The organism is Roseicyclus mahoneyensis, from assembly GCF_003148775.1.
GTDB lineage: Bacteria > Pseudomonadota > Alphaproteobacteria > Rhodobacterales > Rhodobacteraceae > Roseicyclus > Roseicyclus mahoneyensis.
Genome location: NZ_QGGW01000017.1, coordinates 1 through 23,473, shown reverse-complemented (window position 1 = coordinate 23,473; position 23,473 = coordinate 1). Strand labels below are relative to the sequence as shown.

General features: G+C 65.7%; 21 protein-coding genes and 1 tRNA gene. 7 read left to right on the top strand and 15 right to left on the bottom strand.

What is annotated here, in order from left to right; all coding sequences use genetic code 11:
* The first annotated feature begins 177 nt into the window (after nt 1–177).
* Together C7455_RS19310 and C7455_RS19305 are read left to right on the top strand one after the other, a co-directional pair.
* Entirely contained in the window at nt 178–1,032 is an 855-nt protein-coding gene (locus C7455_RS19310; protein WP_109671055.1) for a helix-turn-helix domain-containing protein, read from the top strand.
* A 129-nt stretch (nt 1,033–1,161) separates the two neighbouring features.
* Nucleotides 1,162–2,508: an amidase gene (locus tag C7455_RS19305; protein ID WP_109671053.1), complete on the top strand. Its 1,347-nt coding sequence runs from the start codon at nt 1,162–1,164 to the stop codon at nt 2,506–2,508.
* A 207-nt stretch (nt 2,509–2,715) separates the two neighbouring features.
* On the opposite strand, the gene C7455_RS19300 is transcribed toward C7455_RS19305, so the two are convergent.
* The 11 genes from C7455_RS19300 to C7455_RS19255 all read right to left on the bottom strand — a co-directional run bounded on the left by C7455_RS19300 (nt 2,716) and on the right by C7455_RS19255 (nt 10,108).
* Nucleotides 2,716–3,114, bottom strand: coding sequence for a DUF2285 domain-containing protein (locus C7455_RS19300; protein WP_211315526.1), 399 nt, complete (start codon nt 3,112–3,114; stop codon nt 2,716–2,718).
* Nucleotides 3,104–3,475, bottom strand: a complete 372-nt coding sequence (locus C7455_RS20280) for a transcriptional regulator domain-containing protein (RefSeq protein ID WP_170119159.1) — start codon at nt 3,473–3,475, stop codon at nt 3,104–3,106. Before C7455_RS20280 ends, C7455_RS19300 begins: the two co-directional genes overlap by 11 nt.
* Before the next feature lie 102 nt (nt 3,476–3,577).
* On the bottom strand, nt 3,578–3,859 hold the full coding sequence (locus C7455_RS19295; RefSeq protein ID WP_109671050.1) for a DNA -binding domain-containing protein: 282 nt from the start codon (nt 3,857–3,859) through the stop codon (nt 3,578–3,580).
* A 73-nt stretch (nt 3,860–3,932) separates the two neighbouring features.
* Nucleotides 3,933–4,190: a helix-turn-helix domain-containing protein gene (locus tag C7455_RS19290; protein WP_109671048.1), complete on the bottom strand. Its 258-nt coding sequence runs from the start codon at nt 4,188–4,190 to the stop codon at nt 3,933–3,935.
* 256 nt (nt 4,191–4,446) lie between these two features.
* Nucleotides 4,447–4,848, bottom strand: a complete 402-nt coding sequence (locus C7455_RS19285; RefSeq protein ID WP_109671047.1) for a single-stranded DNA-binding protein — start codon at nt 4,846–4,848, stop codon at nt 4,447–4,449.
* Between the two features lie 658 nt (nt 4,849–5,506).
* The gene (locus tag C7455_RS19280; RefSeq protein WP_109671045.1) at nt 5,507–5,923 is read right to left on the bottom strand and encodes a hypothetical protein; all 417 of its coding nucleotides are present in this window, start codon (nt 5,921–5,923) and stop codon (nt 5,507–5,509) included.
* 194 nt (nt 5,924–6,117) lie between these two features.
* Nucleotides 6,118–6,447 carry a hypothetical protein gene (locus C7455_RS19275; RefSeq protein WP_109671043.1) on the bottom strand — a complete coding sequence of 110 codons (330 nt, stop codon included), beginning with the start codon at nt 6,445–6,447 and terminating at the stop codon, nt 6,118–6,120.
* A gap of 200 nt (nt 6,448–6,647) precedes the next feature.
* A complete protein-coding gene (locus tag C7455_RS19270) occupies nt 6,648–7,577 on the bottom strand; it encodes a DUF2493 domain-containing protein (RefSeq protein ID WP_109671041.1) in 930 nt (309 codons plus the stop codon).
* Nucleotides 7,578–7,865: 288 nt separating this feature from the next.
* A complete protein-coding gene (locus tag C7455_RS19265; RefSeq protein WP_109671040.1) occupies nt 7,866–8,942 on the bottom strand; it encodes a DUF7146 domain-containing protein in 1,077 nt (358 codons plus the stop codon).
* 112 nt (nt 8,943–9,054) lie between these two features.
* Nucleotides 9,055–9,699: an antitoxin of toxin-antitoxin stability system gene (locus tag C7455_RS19260; protein ID WP_109671038.1), complete on the bottom strand. Its 645-nt coding sequence runs from the start codon at nt 9,697–9,699 to the stop codon at nt 9,055–9,057.
* Complete coding sequence (locus C7455_RS19255; RefSeq protein WP_109671036.1) at nt 9,683–10,108, bottom strand: hypothetical protein; 426 nt, start codon at nt 10,106–10,108, stop codon at nt 9,683–9,685. Before C7455_RS19255 ends, C7455_RS19260 begins: the two co-directional genes overlap by 17 nt.
* A 538-nt stretch (nt 10,109–10,646) precedes the next feature.
* Here C7455_RS19255 and C7455_RS19250 point away from each other — a divergent pair.
* From C7455_RS19250 to C7455_RS19240, 3 genes are all read left to right on the top strand, one after another.
* On the top strand, nt 10,647–12,107 hold the full coding sequence (locus C7455_RS19250) for a metal-dependent hydrolase family protein (protein WP_109671034.1): 1,461 nt from the start codon (nt 10,647–10,649) through the stop codon (nt 12,105–12,107).
* Nucleotides 12,104–12,850: a hypothetical protein gene (locus tag C7455_RS19245; protein ID WP_245904434.1), complete on the top strand. Its 747-nt coding sequence runs from the start codon at nt 12,104–12,106 to the stop codon at nt 12,848–12,850. Before C7455_RS19250 ends, C7455_RS19245 begins: the two co-directional genes overlap by 4 nt.
* A gap of 66 nt (nt 12,851–12,916) precedes the next feature.
* Entirely contained in the window at nt 12,917–13,978 is a 1,062-nt protein-coding gene (locus C7455_RS19240; RefSeq protein ID WP_109671032.1) for a linear amide C-N hydrolase, read from the top strand.
* A 332-nt stretch (nt 13,979–14,310) separates the two neighbouring features.
* Here C7455_RS19240 and C7455_RS19230 read toward each other — a convergent pair whose 3' ends face one another.
* Both C7455_RS19230 and C7455_RS19225 read right to left on the bottom strand, forming a co-directional pair.
* Entirely contained in the window at nt 14,311–15,969 is a 1,659-nt protein-coding gene (locus C7455_RS19230) for an alpha/beta hydrolase (protein ID WP_109671031.1), read from the bottom strand.
* 324 nt (nt 15,970–16,293) lie between these two features.
* Nucleotides 16,294–18,375, bottom strand: coding sequence for a ParB/RepB/Spo0J family partition protein (locus C7455_RS19225; RefSeq protein WP_109671029.1), 2,082 nt, complete (start codon nt 18,373–18,375; stop codon nt 16,294–16,296).
* Between the two features lie 224 nt (nt 18,376–18,599).
* On the opposite strand from C7455_RS19225, the gene C7455_RS20000 reads away from it, so the two are divergent.
* Nucleotides 18,600–19,820: a hypothetical protein gene (locus tag C7455_RS20000; RefSeq protein WP_146200052.1), complete on the top strand. Its 1,221-nt coding sequence runs from the start codon at nt 18,600–18,602 to the stop codon at nt 19,818–19,820.
* Nucleotides 19,821–19,944: 124 nt separating this feature from the next.
* Here the strand turns inward: C7455_RS20000 and C7455_RS19220 are convergent, their stop codons facing one another.
* On the bottom strand, nt 19,945–21,141 hold the full coding sequence (locus tag C7455_RS19220) for a DUF932 domain-containing protein (protein WP_109671027.1): 1,197 nt from the start codon (nt 21,139–21,141) through the stop codon (nt 19,945–19,947).
* Nucleotides 21,142–21,772: 631 nt separating this feature from the next.
* Between C7455_RS19220 and C7455_RS19210 the strand changes: the two genes are divergently transcribed.
* Nucleotides 21,773–23,422 carry a recombinase family protein gene (locus C7455_RS19210; RefSeq protein ID WP_109671066.1) on the top strand — a complete coding sequence of 550 codons (1,650 nt, stop codon included), beginning with the start codon at nt 21,773–21,775 and terminating at the stop codon, nt 23,420–23,422.
* Here the strand turns inward: C7455_RS19210 and C7455_RS19205 are convergent.
* Nucleotides 23,379–23,455, bottom strand: a tRNA-Met gene (locus C7455_RS19205). The genes C7455_RS19210 and C7455_RS19205 overlap by 44 nt on opposite strands.
* Nucleotides 23,456–23,473: the final 18 nt, after the last annotated feature.

The following is a 23,473-nucleotide window of genomic DNA, read 5'->3' as shown; positions in this document are numbered from 1 at the left end:
CATCAATTCTTGCAGGGCCGCCTTTCCGCTTGGCACGGACTGGTCGGGCTTGGGGGTCCGCCTTGGCTAGGACGGGTCGTGATCGTATGGGGAAAGCGTAACGCGCAGCGCCGCTTGCGAACAACAACGGCGGCGCCTAAGATCTGACGCGAACTGACGCTATTGGACAATCAAGTCATGACAGAGGATCTGGATTACACCACCGGCAACCTGGTCGCGAACCTGCGCTTTGCCTGCAGCTTTTCGCCATCGGTCTCGGATATCTGCCGCAAGATGGGTATCAATCGGCAGCAATTCACCAAATACCTTTCAGGTTCGGCCTTTCCCTCGCGTTACAACATGCGGCGCATCTGCGATTTCCTCGGCGTGGACGAGTTCGAGATCCTGATGCCGCATGACCAGTTCCGCCGCATCCTGCAACTGCGTCCACAGCGCTCGGGCGATGCCCCGCCGGTGCCCGAAGCGATCGACACCCTTCTCGTTCAGGCGCAGCGCCAGAAAGGGCATCTGGGACGCTACCTGGGCTATTATTACACCTATTACGCCTCGCTCTCGCGACCGGGCTTTATCCTGCGCGCGCTGCTGCACATCTACCCCTGGCAGGATTTCGTCGCCTACCGCCGGATCGAACGGCTCCACGATGGGCGGGACGGGCCACCCGATGTCTACAAGTATCGCGGCCTCGTCCTCGAGGTGGGCGATCGGCTGCACATGCTGGACCAAGAGACGCTGACGGGGTCCGAACTGACCCACACCATCCTTTTTCCGGTCTATCGCAACCGGGTGTCGCTTCTGAGCGGGCTGACCATGGGGGTATCGGGCGCGGACACGCGACAGCCCTCTGCGGCGCGGATCATGCTGGAATACATCGGGCGCAATGTCGGCGCGCGGGAATCACTCCGGCGGTGTCGGCTCTACGGGCCCGAGTCCCCGGAAATCCCCGAGGTCGTCGCCGCCTATCTGCACAGCCCCAAGGGCGAGTTGGAATTGCCGCTCCGGGCGGAACCGCTGGCACCGGCCCCGCAAGGCTGACCGGGCGCACGATTTTTCAGAAGCACCAGTAGCGTCATCTCGCGTCATGATGATCGGCCGAGAGGATTGGGATTTCCCGCGTCCACTGGGCAAGGTCGGGCCACACGACGCCAGCGGGAGGGATGGGCGATGGAACAGGATCTGCGCGGACTGGCCGCGGCGCTTGCATCTGGTGCGCAATCCTCACGCGCGCTGGTCGAGCAATGCCTCGACCGGATCGCGGAACAGAACGGGCGGCTACATGCCTTTCTGACCGTCTTCGCCAAAAGCGCCCGAGCCGAGGCAGACCGCGCCGATGCCGCCGCGCGGGCGGGCACGCCGCTGGGTCCGCTCCACGGCATCCCCTTCGCCATGAAGGACCTCGCCGATATCGCCGGGCATGAACCGAGCTTCGGGTCGCGCTGTTACGGGCGCGGCATCGCGGAGCGCACCGCGCCTGCCGTCGCGCGCCTGCAGGCGGCGGGCGCGATCCTTCTGGGCGTCACGCATATGGTGGAATTCGCCATCGGCGGATGGGGTACGAATTACAGCATGGGCACGCCCCGCAACCCGTGCGATCCGGATCACCACAGGGTGCCGGGCGGCTCGTCGAGCGGATCGGCCGTGGCGGTGGCGGCGGAGCTCGTGCCCTTTGCCATCGGGTCGGATACGGGCGGCTCCGTGCGCATCCCCGCCTCGCTCTGCGGTGTCGTGGGGTTGAAGCCCTCCTCCGGTCGCATTCCGCTCGATGGCATAGCACCCCTCAGCCCCAGCTTCGACACGCTTGGTCCGCTGACGCGGACGGTGGACGATGCGGGATTGCTGTCCGACATCATGGCCGGTGAGCCGCCAAGGCAAGAAGCCCCGGAACTGCCACATCGGATCGGCTATGTCCCACCCGCTTACCTCGACCCGATCGATGCCGATGTCCTCGCAGCCTACCTTGACACGATCGGCCTTTGCCGGGCGCGGGGCCATGATCTCGTGCCGGTCACACCGCCCCTCGACGCCCTCGAATATCAACGCCGCAATGGCAGCATCGTCGCCCATGAAATCTTCAGCCGCCTCGGTGACCTGGCCAATGACCAGACCCGTCCGATCGACCCATATGTGCGCGCGCGCGTTCTGGCCGGGGCGCAGGTCGATGCGGCGACACACAGGACGCTGCTGGCCGAGCGCAGGATCGCCATCGCGCAGATGCAGGACATGATGGCCGCAACACCCCTGATCCTCATGCCGACCACCCCTATTCAGGCGCGTCGGCTCGAGCAGGTGGACGAAGCCACGATCCCGCTTTCGCGCTTCACGCGGATCGCCAATTTTCTGGACCTCCCGGCCATCAGCCTGCCATTGCCGGGCAAGCGTTTGCCCATCGGCCTGCAAGTGATGGCCGCGCATGGATCGGACCTCGCCTTGATCGCGGCTGCAGACGCGCTGGCAACCGTTCTTGCAAAGATCAAAAGTTGTTCTGATGAGGACCTGCAGGCCACAGTATGAGTGCCAAAGGGCTGGCATAAATGGGGCGTCGCGACTTCGAGCGTTGCTTCTCCGGAAATTGGTCACTCATCAGTGTCACAAGGCGCGTGCTGCAAGGAACGGCATCACGCCAACTCTTCTTGCTGCGCGCTATGTCAACGTCTGCTCTTGCGACTGGCACACGAAGTCCAGACCGTCCGCTTCGGGCCGACCATGTCGCTTTGGACCCTACCCCCTCGGCCTCAGCAGCGCCCTATAGCCCCCATCCACCATTTTCCGCGCGTCGCTCAGCAGGGCCATCACCGCGTAGCGCTGGGAGGCGCTTTGCCACTCGTCCCGCTTCATTGTTGGCAAGTTGTACAGGACTTGTGCGATCTCGCGGTGAGTGGCGCCGGTTTCGCGCCCGTCAAAGGCGCGCAGCATCAGTTGGGCGCGGCGCAGGCGTTGGTGGGTCAGGCGGCTGTCGGGGGGGATTTTCCGGCCATACATCCGGGCGAGCAGGCGATACACCGCCTCGAGCCGCGCGAAGCCGTCCGCGTCGAGGGGGATGATGGCGGCATCCGCAACGCCTTCCGGCGCGGTCAGCAGCAGTTGCAGCCGGTGCGCTGCGCCGGGCTCAAGGAGCATGTGGATCCCGTCCCGGGCCTGGGTTTGTTGCATTGTCCGGGGCATGTTCGCGGATCTGGAAGTCGCGCTGAAACCGGCTGGTGCCGGGTGCAGGATCACCACCGCAGGATCCGTGCAGGGCTGCCAGAACGCGCGCGCTTGTGGGGCGGGGAGTGCCGGGTCCGCCGCGAAATCGTAACCCCCAGGGTTCGAGGAGCGCCGCCGCGCGCTCGGAGTCTGCCCCGGCCTTGGCCAGCGTCGCGAAGTCCTGCGCATAGTCCTTGTTGCGGCGCAGCCATTCCCAGGCGAGGTCAGACGCTGTCAGATCCCGGACGTAGTCATACCCAGCCGAGGAACGCCAGCCGGTGGGTTCCGACGGCATTGCAAACGGCCTTCAACTCAACATTCCTGATCGAAAGAGTTTACCCGCTCCGCTTGTGTCGCGGGAGTCCCGCTCGCGCGGATCGGCAGAATTCGGCGCAAGTCAGGGTTTCTGTTCGTTCTGCCCCTGTCGCAGAAGCTCGCGATAGCCGTGCGTGGTCATCCAGCGGGCACGGGCAAGGTGACTATCATGGATGCGTTTACAGCGCTCCGGATCTTTCCGCGGATCGAGATTGAACAGGACCTCGACAACCTCGCGCCAATCGGCGCCGTCGGCGGCGGCATCGAAGATGCGCATGTAGAGGACCATATGGGTCCGGTCGTATTCGGTGATTGTCGGGCTTTCGGGTGGCGCCTCGCGCCAGGTCGTGTCGGCTTTGGCCATGCTTCTCGAGGGTCGGTTGCGGCCCCCCTCCCTTCTTGTCATCACGCCGGTAACGCCGTCGGAACTTGTTACATCATTTTCGGGACTTGGTATCCTGCGCAGGGTTCTTCAGCAGCAGCACGCCCATCCCCTGGTCCGTGGATAGGAACTGGATACCCGCATCCTTGAGCGTTCGGCGAACCTGATCATACGTCCCCTTATGCACCTTCAATCCCCTCGGGGACTCGAGACGCTTGAGCGCTGTCAGGGCGACCCGGGCCTCATCTGCCAGCCTCTCCTGCGTCCAGCCCAGAAGTACGCGTGCGGCCCGGATTTGCGGGGCGGTGATCATGCATGATCACCTCCCATCCGGCCTGCCACTCACGCCAGAACTACGACTATTTTAGTCGCTTTCCCCGTGGCTTGCCAGCGTTCTTCCACCGCCGGGCAGCATTTCGCCTGCTCGGCGACATCAACGCATTCTCGCCGATTCGGTTCCATCGCGGAACCGGGTCTGGGCGAAATCGCGCCGAAAGCAGCGCGAATCGGACCGGCGCCTGACGCCGGGATCCCGGCGGCTTGCGCCGCCGGGCCCCTCGGGCCGGCCCTCAGAAAGGGATGTCATCGTCGTCGATGAACTTCCCGTCCTCGCCCTCGGTCGCCTTGGCCCGGCTCAGGAAATCGACCGTGTCGGCGATGATCTCGCAGCCGTAGCGGTCGATCCCGGCGGCGTCGGTCCACTTGGTGTAGTGGATGCGGCCGCGCACCAGAAGCTTCATGCCCTTCTCGCAGTATTTCTGCACGGTCTTGCCCAGGCCGTTGAAGCAGGTGATGCGGTGCCATTCGGTGTCCTGGACGCGGTAGCCGTTTTCGTCGCGGACGACCCGGCCCTCAACGTAGCGGGGGCGCGAGGTGGCGAGGGTGAAGCTGGTGATCGAGGTGCCGCCTTGGGTGGTGCGGGTTTCGGGGGTCTGGCCGATGTTGCCAGCGAGGATGACGATGTTCTGCATGATCTTGTCTCCGTTGCTTCATCCGGAGGGACCGTCCCTCCGATGAGGCCCGTGAGAGCCCGCCGAATGGGGCCTGCACGGACGCCCTTCGCGTCCGCTCGACCCCCAAGGCGGGACGTGGTGCGGGCAGGCGCGGCACGCGCCAACACGGGTCCCGCTGCGCGGGGTTGCCGGCCCCGGACGGACGGGCTCAGGGGATCAGCCGGACGGAGGGACAGGTCCTGGCGGAGAAGCCGGGGCGGAGACGGGATGCAGAGCCATCCTCCGCGCGCAGGGCAACAGGACTGGCCCCCGGATGCCACGCAGCCTGCGGCACGTGACGACAAGGTCACCTCTGCCGCCCCGCCCGAAGCGTGAGGGTCGTGTCCGCTGTTCGAGACTGCGGACGGGTCAGGCGCCATGGCGCCGTTGCCTACGGTGGCCAGCTTGTCCGTGCAGAAATGCCGGGAAGGGAAAAGCTTCGCGCGGGCCGGGTCACGCCCACGGGGCGCCGCTGGCGCCGGGTCGGAGCATGGCATTGCGGAAGATGCCCCGAGACGCCCGCCAGCGCCGGGCACCAGACCGAGGCGGACGGGTCCATTGAAGCCGAACACCCCGAGAGTGGACAGCACCAGCCCTGCGGCTGCATGCTGATGGGTTCGGTTCCCTGTCCGGTTCCTCAGCGAGAGGCGAGATCCTGCGCCATCCCGAGGATGTTGATGATCGCGGCCACGGCGACGATCCCGCCGCAGATCGCCGACAGAAGTGTCAGCCCCGGCCCGGGATCAATCGCATGGCGCGCGACGCCGTGGGCCAGCGCATAGCCCGCCACAGCGGCAGGAGCAGCGAAGAGGCCGAGCGCGCCGAGTTGCAGAACCGGGTGCCGGGCGAACCAGAGGGTCAGCAGCACGACCGCCATGGCGGCAAAGGCCCCGGCAAGGGCTGCGGCGGCCGACAGGGCGAAGCCCGCGTCACCGGACTGAAGATTCTGGAACGCGCCGATGGCGGCCATGACCGGCAGCGCGAAGACCGCGAAGCGAAAGGCCAGCATCGCCAGCGCAACGGACAGGGAAATGGCAAGCAGGATAAGCGTCATGGCAGCCTCCGGGAACAGATGTGATGAGGATCACGTCAGGCTGCCCGAGAGATACGCCCCGCCTGCGACTGTGCTGCTACGCCGTTGCTTCGCATTGAATTAGGCCATGGCCCGGCATGACCGGCAAGCCCGTGGAGGAGGGTTGCGCAACGATCTGCCGATCCGCGCCATCAGAAGGCCCAGCACCGGCATGATCAGGCCGTGCAAAGCGGCCGCCCCGGCGCAATGTGGCGCTCGCGCGCGCCCTGCTCGAGCGGAATGCTTGCCGTCTTGCAGCCCATATCCGCGAGGAAACTGACCAGACCAACGATCGTCTTGAATTCGCGCTGCTTCAACACGCTCCGGCTGGTGACGAGCATCTTTTCGCTGCCGCCGTCGGCTGAAATCGCCCGGATCACCCAGGAGCCGTACCAGGAGTTGTGCCGCTTCTCTGCGCCCTGCTTGCAAAGCACATCCATGAGGTACCCGTTGCCGAGCAGATCGCGCAGCGAGTCTTCGGTGACGACATTCGGTGATTCATCCATTCCGATCTTCCTTCGGGTCTTGCCTGTGCCATGTGGGCAAGACCAGTTCTCTGACTTCACCACTTGCCGCTCGCTACAGATCTCCATGAATGATCTCAAGTCGATAAACCTGCTTGCCACGGTGAAGCTGCACGCAGTGTGCAGATACGGGTCAAACACATGCGCCGAGCTATCCGCCCCACACCCAAGGGGAGCGGCGCTTACGCGCCGTCCTCGTGCTTCATGACCGGGATGCCCAGCTTGCGGGCTTTGTCGGCGAGGTTTTCCTGGATCCCGGTGCCGGGGAAGACCAGCACGCCGATCGGCAGCACGTCGAGCATCGCGTCGTTGCGCTTGAAGGGGGCGGAGCGGCCATGCTTGCCCCAGTCAGGGCGGAAGGCCAGCTGCGCCACTTTGCGGTGATCGGCCCAGCGCGACGCGATCAACTCGGCCCCTTTCGGCGAGCCGCCATGCAGCAGCACCATGTCCGGGTGGCGGGCATGGACCTGATCCAGCCGCGCCCAGATCAGCCGGTGGTCGATGAAATCGGTCCCGCCGGTGACGGCCACCTTGGGCCCCTCGGGCAAGAGCCGCGCGGCCTCGGCCCGGCGGCGGGCGGCCAAGAAATCCCGGCTGTCGATCATCGCCGCGGTCAGGTTGCGATGGCTGGCGCGCGAGCCGGTGCGCGGGTGCCAGGGCTTGCCGAGATGATGCTCGAACCCCTCGGCGGCGAGATCGCGGAAGAGTTCCAGCGCGTTTTGCTGCTCGATCAGGCTCTGCCCCTCGGCCACCAGCCGCTCGAGCTCGACGGATTTCACCTCGGAGCCGTCCTGTTCCCTTTGCAGCCGGCGCTGCGCCTGTTCGTTGTCGTCGAGCACCCGCTCCGTGCGGGCCAGCGCGCGGTGAAAGAGGTTGACGGCGCCCCAGAGCAACTCGTCCAGCTCGGGCTCGAGCCGCGTGTCGCCCAGCGTGGCAACCAGGGCGTCGAGGATGTCGGTGACGGCGCCGGCGATCCGGTCGCCCTCGGGCAGCGGGCGGGGATCGGGTTCATCCTCGAACGGCCGCCAGCCGTAAAGCTGGAGTTCGGTCAACGCGCGATGCGTCTGGGAGGCGGTCTGCGCCTCGCCATGGAAATCGGGATCAAGGGTCATCTCGGGGCTCCTTCCTGGGGGTCCGGCCCGCGCCTCTCGCGGGCCTTCGTGGCAGGAGGACAGCCCACGGGCGGGGCGGCCGGGCAGCCCGAGCCCTTGGCGAGGGCCTTGATGGCCAAGCCCGGCTATTTTGTTTCGCGCTGCAAAGCGCCCCTTGGGGGCGCGGCGGAAAATAGCCGGGCGCCGCCATTGCCGGGCCGCCCCGCTTGTGGGCCACCTGCCCTCTGAGAAGGCCGCAGGCGCAGGGCCTCTCCGCCAGAAGGGGCCGCGAGACACCGGGAAACCCGATCAGGGCGAGGCCGCACCGCCTGACGTGACGCCCGGGCTGCACCCGTCCAGATGCCGCGCCGCATCCTCGGGATGAAGCTGCAACCGCAGCCGCGCGCGCAGGGCGTCGACGCCATAGCGCCGCAGATCATCGTTGAAATCGCCCAGCCGCGGGGTGAGGGTCAGCGTCTCGATCCCGGCAGAAGCCGCCCGGTCCCGCAACCGCTCCCGCGCGCCTTCGCCCGCCGGGTCACGGTCGCGCAGAACATAAAGGCGCCGCAGCCCCGCCGGGAACAGGATCGCCGAGAGATGCCCCGCCGAGAGCGCGGCAAGGACGGGCATCCGGGGCAGCGCCATGCGCAGCGACAGCACGGTCTCGATCCCTTCGCCCGCCGCTAGCAGATCGCTGGCCCGCCCGAAGCGCACCCCATGACCCAGAAGCGCGCCCATCGCCCGGCGCGGCGTGTCGAGATCAGCCTTGCCCGCCCCGCCGGGTGCGAGCCAGGTGCGATGCACCCCGGTCAGCTGGCCGTCGAGATCGGTGATCGCCGCGACCATCGCCGGAAGCCGCCGGGTCGTCCCGCCGCCCGTGGGCCGGTGGTAGCAGGCCGGGTGGAAGCGCAGCGCGGGCAGATCGCCGGATGGGTCGATCCCGCGCCCGCGCAGATAGGCCGCGACAGGCGTGCCCGGAATCGCCGTGCCCATGGCAAAGAGACGCCGCGCGGCCTCGGTCGATCCGGGGTTGGCCGGGGGCCGCGACATGTCCGGCCGCGCCGCGGGTTCCGGCTGCGGCAGGCTCAGGAACCGGCGCGCTTCCTCGGCCACGTCCTTGAAATCGGTCAGGCCAAGGCTCTCGCGGATGATGTCGAGCAGGTCGCCATGCTCGCCGCTTTGCGCATCCGTCCATTTGCCCGCCGCGCCCTTGCCGCGATCGGGGCCGGTCAGCCGCACGAACAGCGACCGGCCCGGCGTACCGCGGGCATCGCCGATCAGCCAGTAGCGGCCGGATTTCTCGCCCTGGGGCAGGTAATGGCGGCACACCGCCTCGGCGCAGGCGGCAAGGCGGGATGACAGCTCGGATACATCGGCTCTGGTCATGGCACGACCTCCCGCGCGGAACGATGCGCCTGCGGGGGCCGGGCGGTACAGTTTCTGGACATGGGATCACCCCGATATCGTGCAATGGCCTGCAGGATGCGGCGGGTTGCGATCAGCCGAAACGCCGCCCGTCGACGGTGAAGCTGTAGTCATTGGCGCGGATCACCTCGTCGATGGCCGCGTCAGAGGTCAGGTACTCGTATTCGCGCTGCAACTGCCGATAGAGCCAGTCGGACAGATCGCGCAGCGCCTCTGCCACGACCTCCTCGGCATCCTCGGTCACCTCCTGCCCGGTCGGGCTGTCGCGGGCGACCGCGATCACCATGGATCGCGCATGGCAGTAGTGCCCGCGCAGGCTTGTCTCGGCGCGCAGCTGGTAGAAGTTGCGCCTCTGCACCTGCTGCAGCGCCTCGGTAATGCGGTGCAGTTCGACGTCCTGCGGGGCATGGGCGCGGATGCGCTGTGCGGCGCGCGGGGCATAGCGGTACCAGGCTTCAAAGGCCGCGCCGTCGCCCTGGCTCCAGAACCCGCGAAACCAGATGCAGGGCGCCTGCCGCGTGCCACCGCCGTAAAGACGGACCGGCGTGGTCCTGAAGCGCAGTCCGAGGATCGCGGCGATCTGCTGGAAGTCGTCATAGACGGCATCGTGCCAGTCATGATCGAAGCCGATCCCGCGATACCAGCCGCGCGCCCTGTCCTGCGCAGGCGCATCGAGTTCGTCGAGGCGGTAGACGAGGGTTTCAACGATCCGGGGCATCGGCCGACCCTCCGGTCAGATGGTCAGCCAGCCAGCGGTCGGTGCTGGTCCAGGCCAGGGTCTTGCCGGTGGCGAGGTCCAGCAGATGCGCACCGCCCCCGAAAGCCCCAACCCGGGGTTTTGAGCAGGTCAGCGCGAACTGGAACCCCCAGCGGCCGGTCAACCCGAAGGCCGCCGCGCAGGCCCTGACGAACTCCAACACCGCCTGCGGATCGCCGGTCCCTGCATCATGCATCCAGAGCGTGCTGCCGCCATGTTCCGGCACGATGGCCAGCGCGAAACCCTCCGAGGGCGGGTCCTCGGCGGCGGACTCCGCCATCATGGCGCGATAAATCTCGAGCGCATGGGCCGCATTTCCCGCGCTGCCGACATCGAGCAGACAGGAAAACCGGGTGAAATGATCGGCCATCGGCCCCTCCGACACGGCGGGCACCGAAGGCCTCTCCCCCGGCTCACAACCCGCCGCGCGAAGCCGCGCCACCCTCTACCTCGGCTGGTCGTGCAGGGAGGAGATCGACGTGCCCGGCCCAGACCGGACCGTCGGCTCTATCAGCTTGAGGTTCCGCCAGACCATCGGACCGGACATTCGCCCAAGTCGGGAAAGCCTCCCCGGGTTGCGTTGTTGAAGCATGACATCATGACAGAAAGGCTGATGACCGCGATACGGGATCACGCTCTGTCATCAGGTTCGCGATATGCGCGCCATGTGTGTCGCAGCGATCGTAAGGTCACATAATCAAGACACAAACCGACCGAAGCTCTGATGCCGGTCCCAGCCTGTCGTCGCGAAACTTTCTTTCGTCGCGAAATTTTCGTTTGACATCCTCAAGTCGAATTTTACCATCCATCCCAGCATGTTGTTGTTCCAAGAATCCGCTTTGCAGTTCTGATCTCCTCGCCTCCAGGCCCGTCCGAACGGGGGGAGGCCTTGCGACAAGGGTACTTCCATGTGTTTGGCCTGCTACGATCCCTCCATTGCCGAAAGCGCAGGGATCAATCCTTGTCATTGTGACGCGCCCTACACCCATCAGGCTTATGCGCGCATCGACGCCGATCTGCGGCGGCGTGAGGTGCTTGGCGGTATGGCGGCCGTAGTCGGGATGTTTGCGGGCTTCGGCCTCGCGCCGCGGGAGGCGCGCGCGCAGACACCGGGGCGCCCCATCCTGCTGACCAACCTGAGGTTTTTCGACGGGACCGACCTGTCCATGCAGGTTGGGCGCGACATCTTGGTGGAAAACGGCGTCATCACGGGCTTGCCCCCCGCCGGGCAAGGCCCCGCGGACGCCCAGATCATCGACTGCGGCGGACGGGCGGTGACGCCGGGCCTGATCGATTGCCACTGGCACGCGACCCTCGTCGGCGTCAGCCAGGTTGCCGCGCTGACGCAAGACATTGCCCTTGTCCATCTGGTGTCGGGACAAGAGGCAGGGGCCACCCTGATGCGCGGCTTCACCACCTTGCGCGACGTCGGCGGGCCGGTGTTCGGGCTCAAGATGGCGATCGACCGTGGCGTTGTTGCAGGGCCCCGGATCTTTCCGTCTGGGGCGATGATCTCGCAGACATCGGGGCATGGCGATTTCCGGCTCTTGAGCAGCCTGCCGCGCCTGACGGGCGATGCCGATTACACCGAGCGCACCGGCGTGGCCGCCATTGCAGACGGGCGTGACGAAGTCCTGCGCCGCACCCGCGAGCAACTGATGCGCGGCGCGAGCCAGATCAAGATCATGGCCGGTGGCGGCGTCGCGTCGCCCTATGATCCGCTTGAGACGGCGCAATTCACCCTCGACGAGATGCGCGCGGCGGTCGAGGCTGCGGCGGATTACGGCACCTATGTCTGCGCCCATGTCTATACGCCCACCGGCATTCTGCGCTGCCTGGAGGCGGGTGTGCGATCAATCGAGCATGGTCAGTTGGCCGACGAAGCCACGATCCGCGCCATGGCAGAGGCAGGTGTATGGTGGAGCCTCCAGCCCTTCCTCGCCGATGAAGACGCCAATCAATACACGGACCCACGCAGCATCGCCAAGCAGCAGCAAGTGGCTCAGGGCACCGTGCGCGCCTTCGAACTTGGGCGGGCCGAGGGCGTGAAGATGGCGTTCGGAACGGACGTTTTGTTCAATCCGGCCGGTGCCCGGTCACAGGGCCGGCAACTGGCCAAGCTGACCCGCTTCATGTCGCCCCTCGAGGCGCTGCATATGGCAACCGGCGCGGCGGGCGAATTGCTCTCGCAGTCGGGTACGCGCGCGCCCTACCAGGGTCGCCTTGGCGTCATCGCCGAAGGGGCGCTGGCGGACATTCTCGTGTGGGATGGCGACCCGGAGTCGGATCTCGATTTCCTCGGCGAACCCGAGACCAACCTCCGCCTCGTGATGAAGGACGGCCGCATCTACAAGGAACAGCTCGCATGATCCGGGTCACCAAGACGTCCGTTTCCACCCTCGCCGCCGTCCTGATGGCTGCGGTGACCGTTGCGCCTACCACCGGGGTTGCGCAGGACTGGTCGGGTCAGGTCACGCTTTATGGATGGGGCGCGGGCGTCACCGGGGATTTCACACCCTTCACCGGCGCGCCGACCTTGTCGTTCGACAAGTCGTTGTCCGAAGTGCTCGAGGATCTGGATGCGGCCTTCTTCGTGACCGGCTTGGCTCGTCGCGGCGATCTCGTGCTGTTCGGGGATCTCACCTACAGTTCGTCGTCCCGGTCGGGGCTGACGCCCTTGGGGCCGGCCGCGGGCGAGGTTACACTGCGGTCGCTTACCCTCGCTGCGGGTCGGCGGTTCGATGCCGGCGGCGGCTCGACGCTGGATGTCATGGGTGGCCTTCGCGCCTGGCAGATCGACGGAAGCGTTTCAGCGCCCCTCGCGGGGATCAGCATCGCACCGCAGGCCGAGTTCGTGGATCCGATCATCGCCCTGCGCGGCAACGCGCCATTGTCGGATCGGTGGTCACTGCTGGGCTACATCGACGTCGGCGGGTTCGGCGCAGGCTCCGACCTGACGTGGCAGGCCTCTGTGACGGCGAACTACCAGGCGACCGACAACCTTTACCTGTCTATCGGGTGGCGGCACCTCTACGTCGATTATTCCGACGGCGGCACCGTGTTCGAAGGTGCGATGACCGGCCCGCTCATCGGGGTCACCTGGCGGTTCTGAACCGGCGCCCCCCCTTTTCAACGACCCGTCACCGCGCGTGAAATGGATCATCACAGGGAGGTTGGAATGCATCGTTTCGCTCGTCTCGTAGGCGCTTGCGCCGTAGCTGTCATAGTTGCGGCCGCTCCGGTCGCCGAAGCCTGCACCCGCGCGGTCTATCTCGGGCCGGAGGGTCGCATCCTGACCGGCCGAAGCATGGACTGGAAGCTGCCCATGGTGAGCAACCTTTTCGCCTTCCCTCGCGGCATGGCGCGGGATGGGGCCGCGGGCGAGCGGTCGGCGGAATGGACCTCGACCTATGGCAGCCTTGTCGTCACGGGCTATGACATCGCGACCGCGGACGGCATGAACGAGCAAGGTCTTGTCGTCAACCTGCTATGGGAGGTCGAAGCGACCTATCCGGAGGATGATGGCGTGACGCCGCGCATATCGCTTTCGGTGTTCCCGCAATACCTGCTCGACCAATACGCGACCGTAGCCGAGGCCGTAGCCGATCTGCGAGAAAACCCGGTCCTCGTCCAAGGGGGCGAGGTGCCGGTGGGTCCTCCGGGGAACGCCGCCACTGTTCATGTCTCGATATCGGACGCCACCGGAGACAGCGCGATCATCGAGTTCGTGGACGGCGAGATGGTGGTCTGGCACGACCGCAGCTATCAGGTGATGACCAACGAACCGACGTTCGAGCGTCAACTCGCGATCCGCGACTACTGGGACGGTGTGAACCCCCGCGAATTCATGCCGGGGACCGTCCGCGCGACGGACCGGTTCGTCCGGGCCAGTTTCTACATCAACGCGGTCGAACAGACGGCCGATCCGCGCGGGGCCGCGGCGGCCGTGTTCAGCGTCATCCGGCAGACCTCGGTGCCCTGGGGCATCAGCATCGCCGATCAGCCCAACCTGTCGACAACCCGTTGGCGCGTCGTGGCCGATCATCAGGACCTTCGCTACTATGTCGAGTCGGTGACCTCGCCCAGCGTGTTCTGGGTCGACCTCGCCAATCTGGACCTGTCCGAAGGCGCACCGGTCATGAAACTTGATCTGGGTATAGACATGGAGCGTGTCCTGTCCGGTGAAGCTTCCTCCAGTTTCGAGCAGGCAGCGCCCTTCACCTTCCAACCCGCCGACTGAGGCGCGGGAATTGGACAGCCTGCACGGCGCGACGACCCCGCCAGTCTGAACCGTCGCCGGCCCGGTCGCTGCCCTTGGTTTTGCAGCGCTTATCGTGTCGCCGCTGTTGTCGGCCCCCGGGGACAAAAGCGCGGTGGCGCGCGACACCGTCTTTGCCGCCATCATGATCGTCCTGAACGGCATCTCGGGGCTCTGCCTTCTGATCGGCGGCATTCGCCACCACCGCTGGACCTTTCAGGCCCAGCACTTGACGGCGGCGCTGGGGGCCGCTCGGAATGCTGGCACTGGTGATCTTCGGCGCCTTCCTGACCCTTTCCGCGATCCCCTGACGTTCAGCGCGGCACCAGCCCGGACAGATGCGCGATCAGCCGCGCCTCGTCCTCGGCGGTCCAACCCTCTGGCGTCAGCGTCTCGGCCCAGGCGGGGATGTAGTGCTGCGCGGCATAGTCGTGCCCATACCCCAGCGTGCCAAGCGCCACCGCCATGTCAAACCCGACCTGAAACAGGGTCACCACAGGGATCCAGCGCATCTGCGGCGTCAGGTCCGGTGCCCGCTCGCCCGCCAGCCAATCGGGCCGGGCCCAGGCCAGCGACCAGTCGAAAAAGACGATCGGGTCGCTGCCGTATTGCAGGAAGACGAAGCGCATCGGCCCCCAATCGGCATCGTGCCGCTCAAGCCCGCCCTGCTGGTTGGCGGTGCGGATCAACGAACCATTGCCGAACCGTGGCCGCCATGCCGGGCTGTCGGCGTGGCGGCGGGCCTGCACCATCTGCCAGAGCTCGCTCAGATAGGGCGACCCGGTCCAGAGCGCGCCCATGATCGGATCGGAATAAAGGTCGAGCATCGGCACGGTTTCTTGCGACAGGAACGCGCCAAGGCTGAGGCCATGGAGATAGAGACGTGGCCGCGCGTCGACCGGCAGCGTCGTCCAGTGCCGATAGACAATGTCGAACAGCGCCTGCGCCTCTGCCACGCCCTGCGTCGGGTCGACCACGACCGAGACCGGGCTGGGCAGATAGGAGTATTGCACCGACACGGTCGCCACATCGCCCCGCGTGATATAGTCGAGCGTGTCGACACCGCCTGGGTCCAGCCAGCCTGAGCCGGTCGGCATCGCCACCACCAGAAAAGCACGATCGAACCCGTCCAGCCGGATCAACTCGTCAAAGGCAAGGCGCGCCCGCGCCTCGGGCGTGTCAGCGGCATTCAGGCCGACATAGACCCGGATCGGAGACAGGGCCGGCTCGCCCCAGAAGGCGGCGATGTCCTCCGCTGTCGGGCCGGAGGCGACAAAGCTCCGGCCCCAACGCCCCAACTCCTGCCAGTCCAGCGCCGACCCCGGCCCGCCGCTGACGAAGGGCGAGGCCGGTGGGGCGCCGTCGGGCGGGATCACGGCATCGGCCAGCCGCGCGCTCGTGTCGGCAACCCGCAGGAGGCCGCGCAGCGCTACCCCCTCGATCACCGCGCCGAAGATCACCAAGGCCGCGACAATGCCCGCCGCCTGCGCCACCCGTGGCGGCAGGTTGCGCTGGCCGCGCCGCTGCAGGCGGGCTGTGGTCCGGACGAACAGACGGCCAAGCGCGAGGAGGACAGCAAACAAACCGCCCGCAATCAGGGCGATCCACAGGGGCGCCGACGCCTCCACCGGCGGTAACCCCCAGGCCTCGAGGACAGACCCTTGCCAGGCGGAACCCATCCACAGGCTGATGAATACGATGCCGACAGCCACCGCAATGACCATCCCGGTCCCCCATTGTCGATGCGGACCGCGGGTCGCCAGCCCGAGCCATCCCGAAACCAAGACCGCCGTCCACCCCAGCAGATAGCCGATCGCAGCCACGACACCCCCTAGTGCGCCCTGCATCTCCGGCGCGCGCGGCACCATCGACGGGGTCATGGACAGGCCGAAGAATGCGGCAGCGACCAACAGGCCAATGGCAGAGGGCCGGGCAAGCCAGCCAGGCGTGGGATGGCTATCGGTGGGGGGCATGGTGGTTTGCACTTCTCGCGTTGGGATCGATGGAGCCTCGGGCACTGCTAGTGGCGTTCAGGCATGCCGATCTTCCTGCGGATCATGGAGGTCGTCCAGACGCAGAAGGTCAAGACATCTGTCATTGCGCGGTCGCATCCTGTCTTCGCCCGATGCGGGTGATATCAACCGGCGCGCTAGTTGATTAATTCGACACTGATGCGAATGGCCGCAAATGGGGCGTCGGCAGCGACCATGCTATACTACCGAACGTCCGCTTCCCGCCCTCCACGACGCCAACAGCAAAAATGCCCCGAACGCTTGCCGCGTCCGGGGCACGGTGGGTCACTCTGCGGCGATGCGGTCCGGGTCGCCTTCGGGCGATGCCGCCTCGGCGTCATCATCGGCCGCAATGTCAGCTTGGTCCGCTTCAGGGCCATCCTCCGAAACACCACCCGGCGCGCGCAGCGGTTCCGGCAACCAGCCGGTTCCCGCCAGCAACTGCTCCGCCTCGCGGGCCATGTCGTCCTTCTTCAGGCCCTCGAGCGCCTTGGCCCGGGCCTCGCCCGCGCCCTCGCGGACGGCCTCGAGGATCTGCGCCTTGGTCACGCGGCCCAGGTAGTTGGCGACCGTCGGGCGCCAGCCTGCATCGGCGATGTCCAGCGACGTCGCGCGCACGAGCCGGTCGGCCTGGGCGAGGCGGACCTGCAGCCCGTGCTCGCTGACACCGCTCGCGCTGTAGGGGTTGGGCTTTTCGTAGAGCGCATTGACGCCGTAGCTGACGCAATGCGCCAGCAGCGCGAGGCGGCTGGTGCTGTCGAGCGTGGCGATCCAGTCCCAGAGCGCCGCGTCGTCGCCGGGCAGATCGGCCTCCCACCCCTCGTGCCGCTCGGCGATGGACTGGGCGGCGACGCTGTCGTTCAGACCCTCGGCGTGGCTGGGCAGGTAGACGTGCTGGACGCTGGCCTGCAGGCAGCCGCGGGTGTTGCGGTGGTGGAAGGTGTCGCTGACCAGCCGGTGGAGGAGCGCGGTCAGGGCGACATCGGGGTTGCGCGCGACGGCATCGCGCAGGGCGAGGGTGCGATAGGCCGTCAGTTCGGACAGCAACCGGTCGGGCAGCGGGCGGATGCCCTCGTCTTCCTCCTCCGCCGGGGGCTGCCAGGGGTTGGTGATCACCGACTGGGGGGCCGTGGCCTCGGGCATGGCGCTTTCCGTGGCTGCGGCAACCGGCTCGACCGGTTCCTCATCCTCGGGCCGGACATAACCGCGCTCAATCAACAGTGTACCGTCCGAGCGCAGGCTGACGAAGACCCCGGCGCGGGCCATCTCATCATCGTCGAATTGCAGGGGGCGGGTGTTGAACGCCTCCAGCGCCGCCTCGATCTCGCCCAGCCGCGCGTCGACCGTGTCGGGGAATTCGTCGGCGCCCTCGTATTCGGCCTCCAGCGCGTCGTATTCGTCGCGCAGGGCCTCGCGCTCGGCCCGTTCCGCCTCGGTCAGGTCGACCGTGGTGCCGGTCAGGCGGCGCAGGCCGTGGGTGTGGCCGTAGGGGAAGTCGGTCGCCACCTCGACCCATTTCCAGCCCTCGGCGGCGATGGCATCGGCCTCGGCCGAGAGCTTCGCGGCCACCAGCCGCTCCAGCAGCGGCACGTCCTGCAGCCAGCCGCCGCCATCCTCCTCGAACAGATCGCGCATCACCGCGCCACCGGCCTCGACATAGGCGTCCAGCCCGATGAACCGCGCCCGACGGTCGCCTGCGCGCACGGCCTGTTCGGTCAGCATGCGCCGGATCTGATAGGGCTCCTTCTGCCAGCTCTGGCGCACCGCCTCCCAGACCTGCACCTGCCGGTCATGATCGTCCGAGACGGTGAAGGCCATCAGCTGCTCCAGCGTCATCGCGTCCTCGGCATAGACATCGAGCAGCGCGGGCGCGACGGCGGTCAGGCGCAGGCGCTGCTTCACCACCTGCGGCGTGACGAAGAAGGCCGCGGCGATCTCGGCCTCGGTCATGCCCTTGTCGCGCAGCGCGAGGAAGGCGCGGAACTGGTCGAGCGGGTGCAGCGGCGCGCGCTCGATGTTCTCGGCCAGCGAGACCTCGTCGATCAGGATGCCCGAGTTGGCTTCGGAGACGATGCAGGGCACGGGGGCGGTCTTCGGCAGGCGCTTTTGCTTGACCAGCAGCTCCAGCGCGCGGAAGCGGCGGCCGCCGGCGGGCACTTCGTAGCGGCCGGTCTCGGCGCCGGTCTCGTCCAGCAGGGGGCGGACATGCAGGCTCTGGATCAGGCCGCGCCGGGCGATGGACTCGGCCAGTTCCTCGACCGAGATGCCCGCCTTGATCCGGCGCACATTGGCCTGGCTGAGCGACAGCTTGTCGAACGGGATGTCGCGCGCGGTGGCGAGGGTGATCTTCTTCGTGGCATTGGCCATGGGTCTTGCTCCACAGCGGGCGCCGAGGGCCTCTCCCCCGGCTCGCAACCCGCCACAAAGCGACAAGCCACCCTCTGGCTCTCAGGGGTGGGGATGGGGGACTGATAGGAATTCCCGAATTCGAGGACCAAGCTATCGATCTACTCTGAAAGAAAACGAACTGATCCACCTTGCCACAACCAGTGGCTGTTCATACTGTGGTGCTGCCATTCTAGGAGGTGAGCATGCTTGGTACCGGCCTTTATTTCCCTCACATAGACATTCATGATCCGGCTTGGCTTCGCTCAGCTATTTTGTTTTGGGATGATATACAAACCATCGCTCCGAGCGCGATCGAGGAACCTTATCAAAGTCCGGATACAAGAATCTGCCATGCTGAAGGTTACCTCACCCCCCTTCGCTGCGACTTACAACAAGACGTTATCGAAGATCTTGGCCGAAAGATCCTTCGTCTCGTAGATGGAAGTGACGAAAAATGGCGAGATTTGGATCAAACAGCAAATGAAACTTTTCGTTCCGCTAGGCTTGACCATGATATTACATGGGAGCTTGAGGATGCGTTTCTTGAGGCAGGCTTGCACCCCAGAAAGTTGTCCCCCGAAATCAGGCTATTCCTATTCCAATATGGCCTCGCCAGAATGCACCGTGGGAAAGTGCCTCCGGGTGTGCGCAGAGCAATGGAGCGTTTTGCAATGGCGCGGATACACCCTGAGAAGCTCCCATACATCTTGCGAGATCTCCTCGAAGAGGGGGTGACTGCTGATCATCGAGATAACGAGTGGCTATTGGTGGATAGTCGTTTCGCCAACGCTTACATGTCAGCACTGGCCGCCCACCTTTCTCAAAAATTGGCAATGTCGCCTCTGACTTCCTATGATCAAGCTCAGGGATTGTCATTTCGATTTCTATTTGATGAAGTTGTCGATTCATCCCCCAGGCGCGCAGAAGGAGCCATGATCGGAGTTATAATGCGCGGATTGCGGGTTGATGCGTCTGTGCCTGTTGAAAGACTGCTTAGATTTCGTGAAAAAAGAAGAGATCAATACGCAGATTTTTCAGGCAAGATTATAGAGTTATCTGACACGTTGCGAAATAGTGGAGACTTAAGTGGTGAGGCACTCTTTGAAAGCGCACAGCGTACCTATGAGAGGAGCATTGAGCCAAGTTTGAGAGCGCTTAAGCGAGAACTGGATCAGAAATCGATTTCAACCGCATGGGAGGGCGCATACAGGGCGATTACTATTTCGGTGCCTTCCGCGGGGGCGCTCGCCTACTTCACCGGACTTACGGGGCCAGCACTTTTGGGCGCTGGCGCTGCTTTGGCGGCGGCAGATATTGGCGTGAGAGGCTATCTGGCTGGGCAAAAATCTCGGTCCAACAACCCGTTTTCCTACCTGCACGACGTAAACGCCAGTTTTGGACTTCCTGACTTCGGAGACCCGTAATTGCTTCACAATTGATCTGACGATTTCCGATGGTCTGTCATTCCTGCAATAGCAAGAGTGAACGCTTGCCAACTCTTCTGCGTTCGGCAGGCGGGGACGCCCATGCGGGCGCCCTTGGTAAAGTTCACCCCACCCGTTCCAGCAGCTTCTTCGCCCGGCCCTCCATCTCCAGCCGCGCGTCCTGATGGGGCTTCGCGCGCGCCGCGGCAGTGATCCCCTGCACGAAGTCGAAGACGGTCTCGGGCGGGCGGCCTTCCTCGGCCAGCACGGTCTCGATGATCCGCCCGGTCTCGGCCTTCGAGAAGCCGCGCTTGCGCAGAAACGCCTCGCGGTCCTCGTCATCGCGCGCCACGACCTGCGCGCGAGCGGCCTTCATCACGTTCAGGAAGGGCGCGGGCGAGGAATTGGCGAAACTCTCCAGCGCCGGGGTCGCCTCATGCGCGAAACGCGATGCCGCGTATTTCGAATGCCGGATCTTGATCTCCTGGAAATCCTCGACACCCCAGAGGTTGCGGTTCTGGCACACGGCGCGGAGGTAGAAGCTGGCGATGCCCAGCGTCTTGGCCCCCACCTCGGAATTCCAGCAATAGAAGCCGCGAAAGAACAGGTCGGGCGAGCCATCGGGCAGCTTGCCGGCCTCGATCGGGTTCAGGTCATCGACCAGGAACAGGAAGATGTCGCGGTCCGAGGCATAAAGCGTCGTCGTGTCCTTGGTGATGTCGACATTGGGGTTGTAGACGCCGGTCGACCAGTCAAGCACGCCGGGCACCTTCCAGCGCGTGTCGCCCGTGCCGTTGCCCGCGATGCGCTGGACGGCCTCGGCCAGCTCATGGTCATGGATGCGACCGTAATCCGGGCCGGTGACGGCGCGCAGGTCGATGCGGCCGTTTTCGGTTTCCAGCGTCTTGATCTGCTCGGCCCGGTGGGTCGAAAGGCCGTATTGCAGGTTGATCCCCGCCAGCGAGGCCGGAAGCTGGCGCAGATAGGCCGCGGGTGCGCCGACCATGCTGGCCAGCTGGCCGAAGGACCAGTGCGTCGGCGCCACGGGCGCCTCGGCCCCGGGCAGCACCAGCGCCAGCCGCTCGGGGTTGTCGCGGCTCGCCTGCACCTCGATCGCGGCGCTTTCGATGACGCGGGTGCGGCTGCGCGCCGAGCGGGCGCGCACGGCCTCGGTCAGTTCGGTGAGCGAGAGGTAACGCTCGTCATCGGGGCGCGAGAACCATTCCGACGACACGCGCCCCACACGCTCGCCCCGCCCGACATCGACCTTGTAGCCGCCCGACATATCGCGCCGCGCCTCGAGAACCTGACCCTGGATCATGGGAAACCCTCCACGACGGGCACCAGGGGCCTCTCCCCCGGCTCGCAACCCGTCATGGACGCTCCGGCCACCCTTTCACTCTCTGGCGGGGCGCCGACGGCGGGATCCCGCGCCGCGCCTTTGCAAATCGTTGCCTGAGTCGCGGCTCTGTGGCACGCTGAAAGCCTTCAAGGAGTATCAGTCAGTGCGCGGAGGTCCCCGCCATGGGTCGGATTTATCTCGGTATTGACCGCAAGGCCGGGTTTCAGGCCGCCGATATGTACGACGCCGGGCTGTCCGAACCTACGACGGGATGCGCCACGTTGCACGATAACCCGCCACAACACGCTGTTTTTCCATACGGTTTCTTCTTGAGTGCGCGACGTTGCCTGCCATCCTGTTCGCAGCGGCGATCAGGCCGTGAAGCTAGGGCATCAGGCATTTGGCACGCCAACGGCAAACCACGGCAGACCGGCTGCGCCTCGTCGTCGAGGCGACGGATAGCGATGCCGAACGGATCGGGGGCCGTACCTGCGACCCGCGCCTGGCCGATCTGGTGCGACTGCTGGCCCGGCAAGCGGCCCGCGATTTCGTGCAGGCGGAGGCCGATGCGCAAGGGCGAACCGTCTCCAAGCCATAGGAGGGCCGTCGCATGAAGGTGGCGCTCTATGCCCGCTATTCCTCGGACAACCAGCGCGATGCCTCGATCGAGGATCAGTTGCGCCTGTGCCGCGTCAAGGCCGAGCGCGAGGGCTGGGTCATCGTCGACAGCTATACCGACCGCGCGATCTCCGGTGCCTCGTTGCTGCGGCCGGGCGTGCAGGAACTGATCGCCGACGCGTTGAAGCGGCGGTTCGACGTGATCGTTACCGAGTCCCTCGACCGGCTGTCGCGCGACCAGGAGGATATCGCCGGGCTCTACAAGCGCATGCGCTTTGCCGGTGTCAGCATCGTCACCTTGTCGGAGGGCGAGGTCAGCGAGCTGCATATCGGCCTCAAGGGGACGATGGGAGCGCTCTATCTCAAGGACCTGGCCGACAAGACCCGAAGGGGGCTGCGTGGCCGGGTGGAGAAGGGGCGGTCCGGCGGCGGGCTGTGCTTTGGCTATGATGTCGTTCCGACAGCCGATCCTGATGACCGCGGCGGGCGTACGATCAACCAGGCCGAGGCCGCGGTCGTTCAACGGATTTTCCGCGACTATCTGGGCGGGCAGTCGTCTCGCACCATCGCGATGGCGCTGAACAGCGAGGGTGTGCCAGGCCCTCAAGGCAAGGAGTGGGGGCCGTCGACCATTCATGGCAACGCCAAGCGCGGCACGGGAATCCTGAACAACGAACTCTACATCGGGCGGATGATCTGGAACCGGCTGCGGTACCTGAAGGATCCCGATACAGGCCGCCGCGTTTCGCGACCGAACGCCGAGAGTGACTGGGTGGTTCAGGACGTGCCTGAGCTTCGGATCGTGAAGCAGGACGTCTGGGATGCTGTGAAGGCGCGGCAGGCAAGCCTCGCCTTTGGCGAGCGCGAGGATGCGCCCAACCCGCTGAACATGCGGCGGCGGCCCAAGCACCTCTTTGCGGGGCTGATCAAGTGCGGCTGCTGCGGGGGTGGCTATACGCTGATCTCGAAAGACCTGTTGGGATGCGCCACAGCACGCAACAAGGGCACCTGCGACAACCGCCTGAACATCCGGCGCGATGCGCTTGAAGCCTCGATCCTCAACGGTCTGCGCAAGCATCTGATGGAGCCTGCGCTGTTTCAGGAATTCTGCACCGAGTTCACACGCGAGGTGAACCGCCTTCGGATCCAGCGAGGTGCAGACCTGGCCGGATGGAAGGCTGAGTATGAACGAGCGGACAGGGAGCTCGACAAGGCGATCGACGCAATTCTTCAGGGCGTGCCACCTCTCAAGATGAAGGAGAGGATCGAGAAGCTTGAGGCCCGGAAGGCTGAGTTGTCCCTGCTTCTGGCGTCGGCTGCAGAACCCCCTCCCCTGCTGCACCCGAACATGGCGGAGATCTACCGCCAGCGGATCGATCAGCTGTATGAGGCACTTCAGGAGGATGCCGAACGCGGCAAGGCTGCGGAGATGTTCCGCTCGCTGGTCGATCAGGTGACGCTGATGCCGGATGACGGAGAGCTTGCGATCGTTCTGCGCGGCGATCTCGGCGCGATCCTGCGGTTCGCGGCCGGCAAGCGAGACCCGGACTTCCTCGCCGAGGCCGAGGCGCTCGACAATCTGCTTTCGCAAGGATCGTTGGTTGCGGGGACAGGATTTGAACCTGTGACCTTCAGGTTATGAGCCTGACGAGCTACCGGGCTGCTCCACCCCGCGCCAATTGTCTCGGCGGTG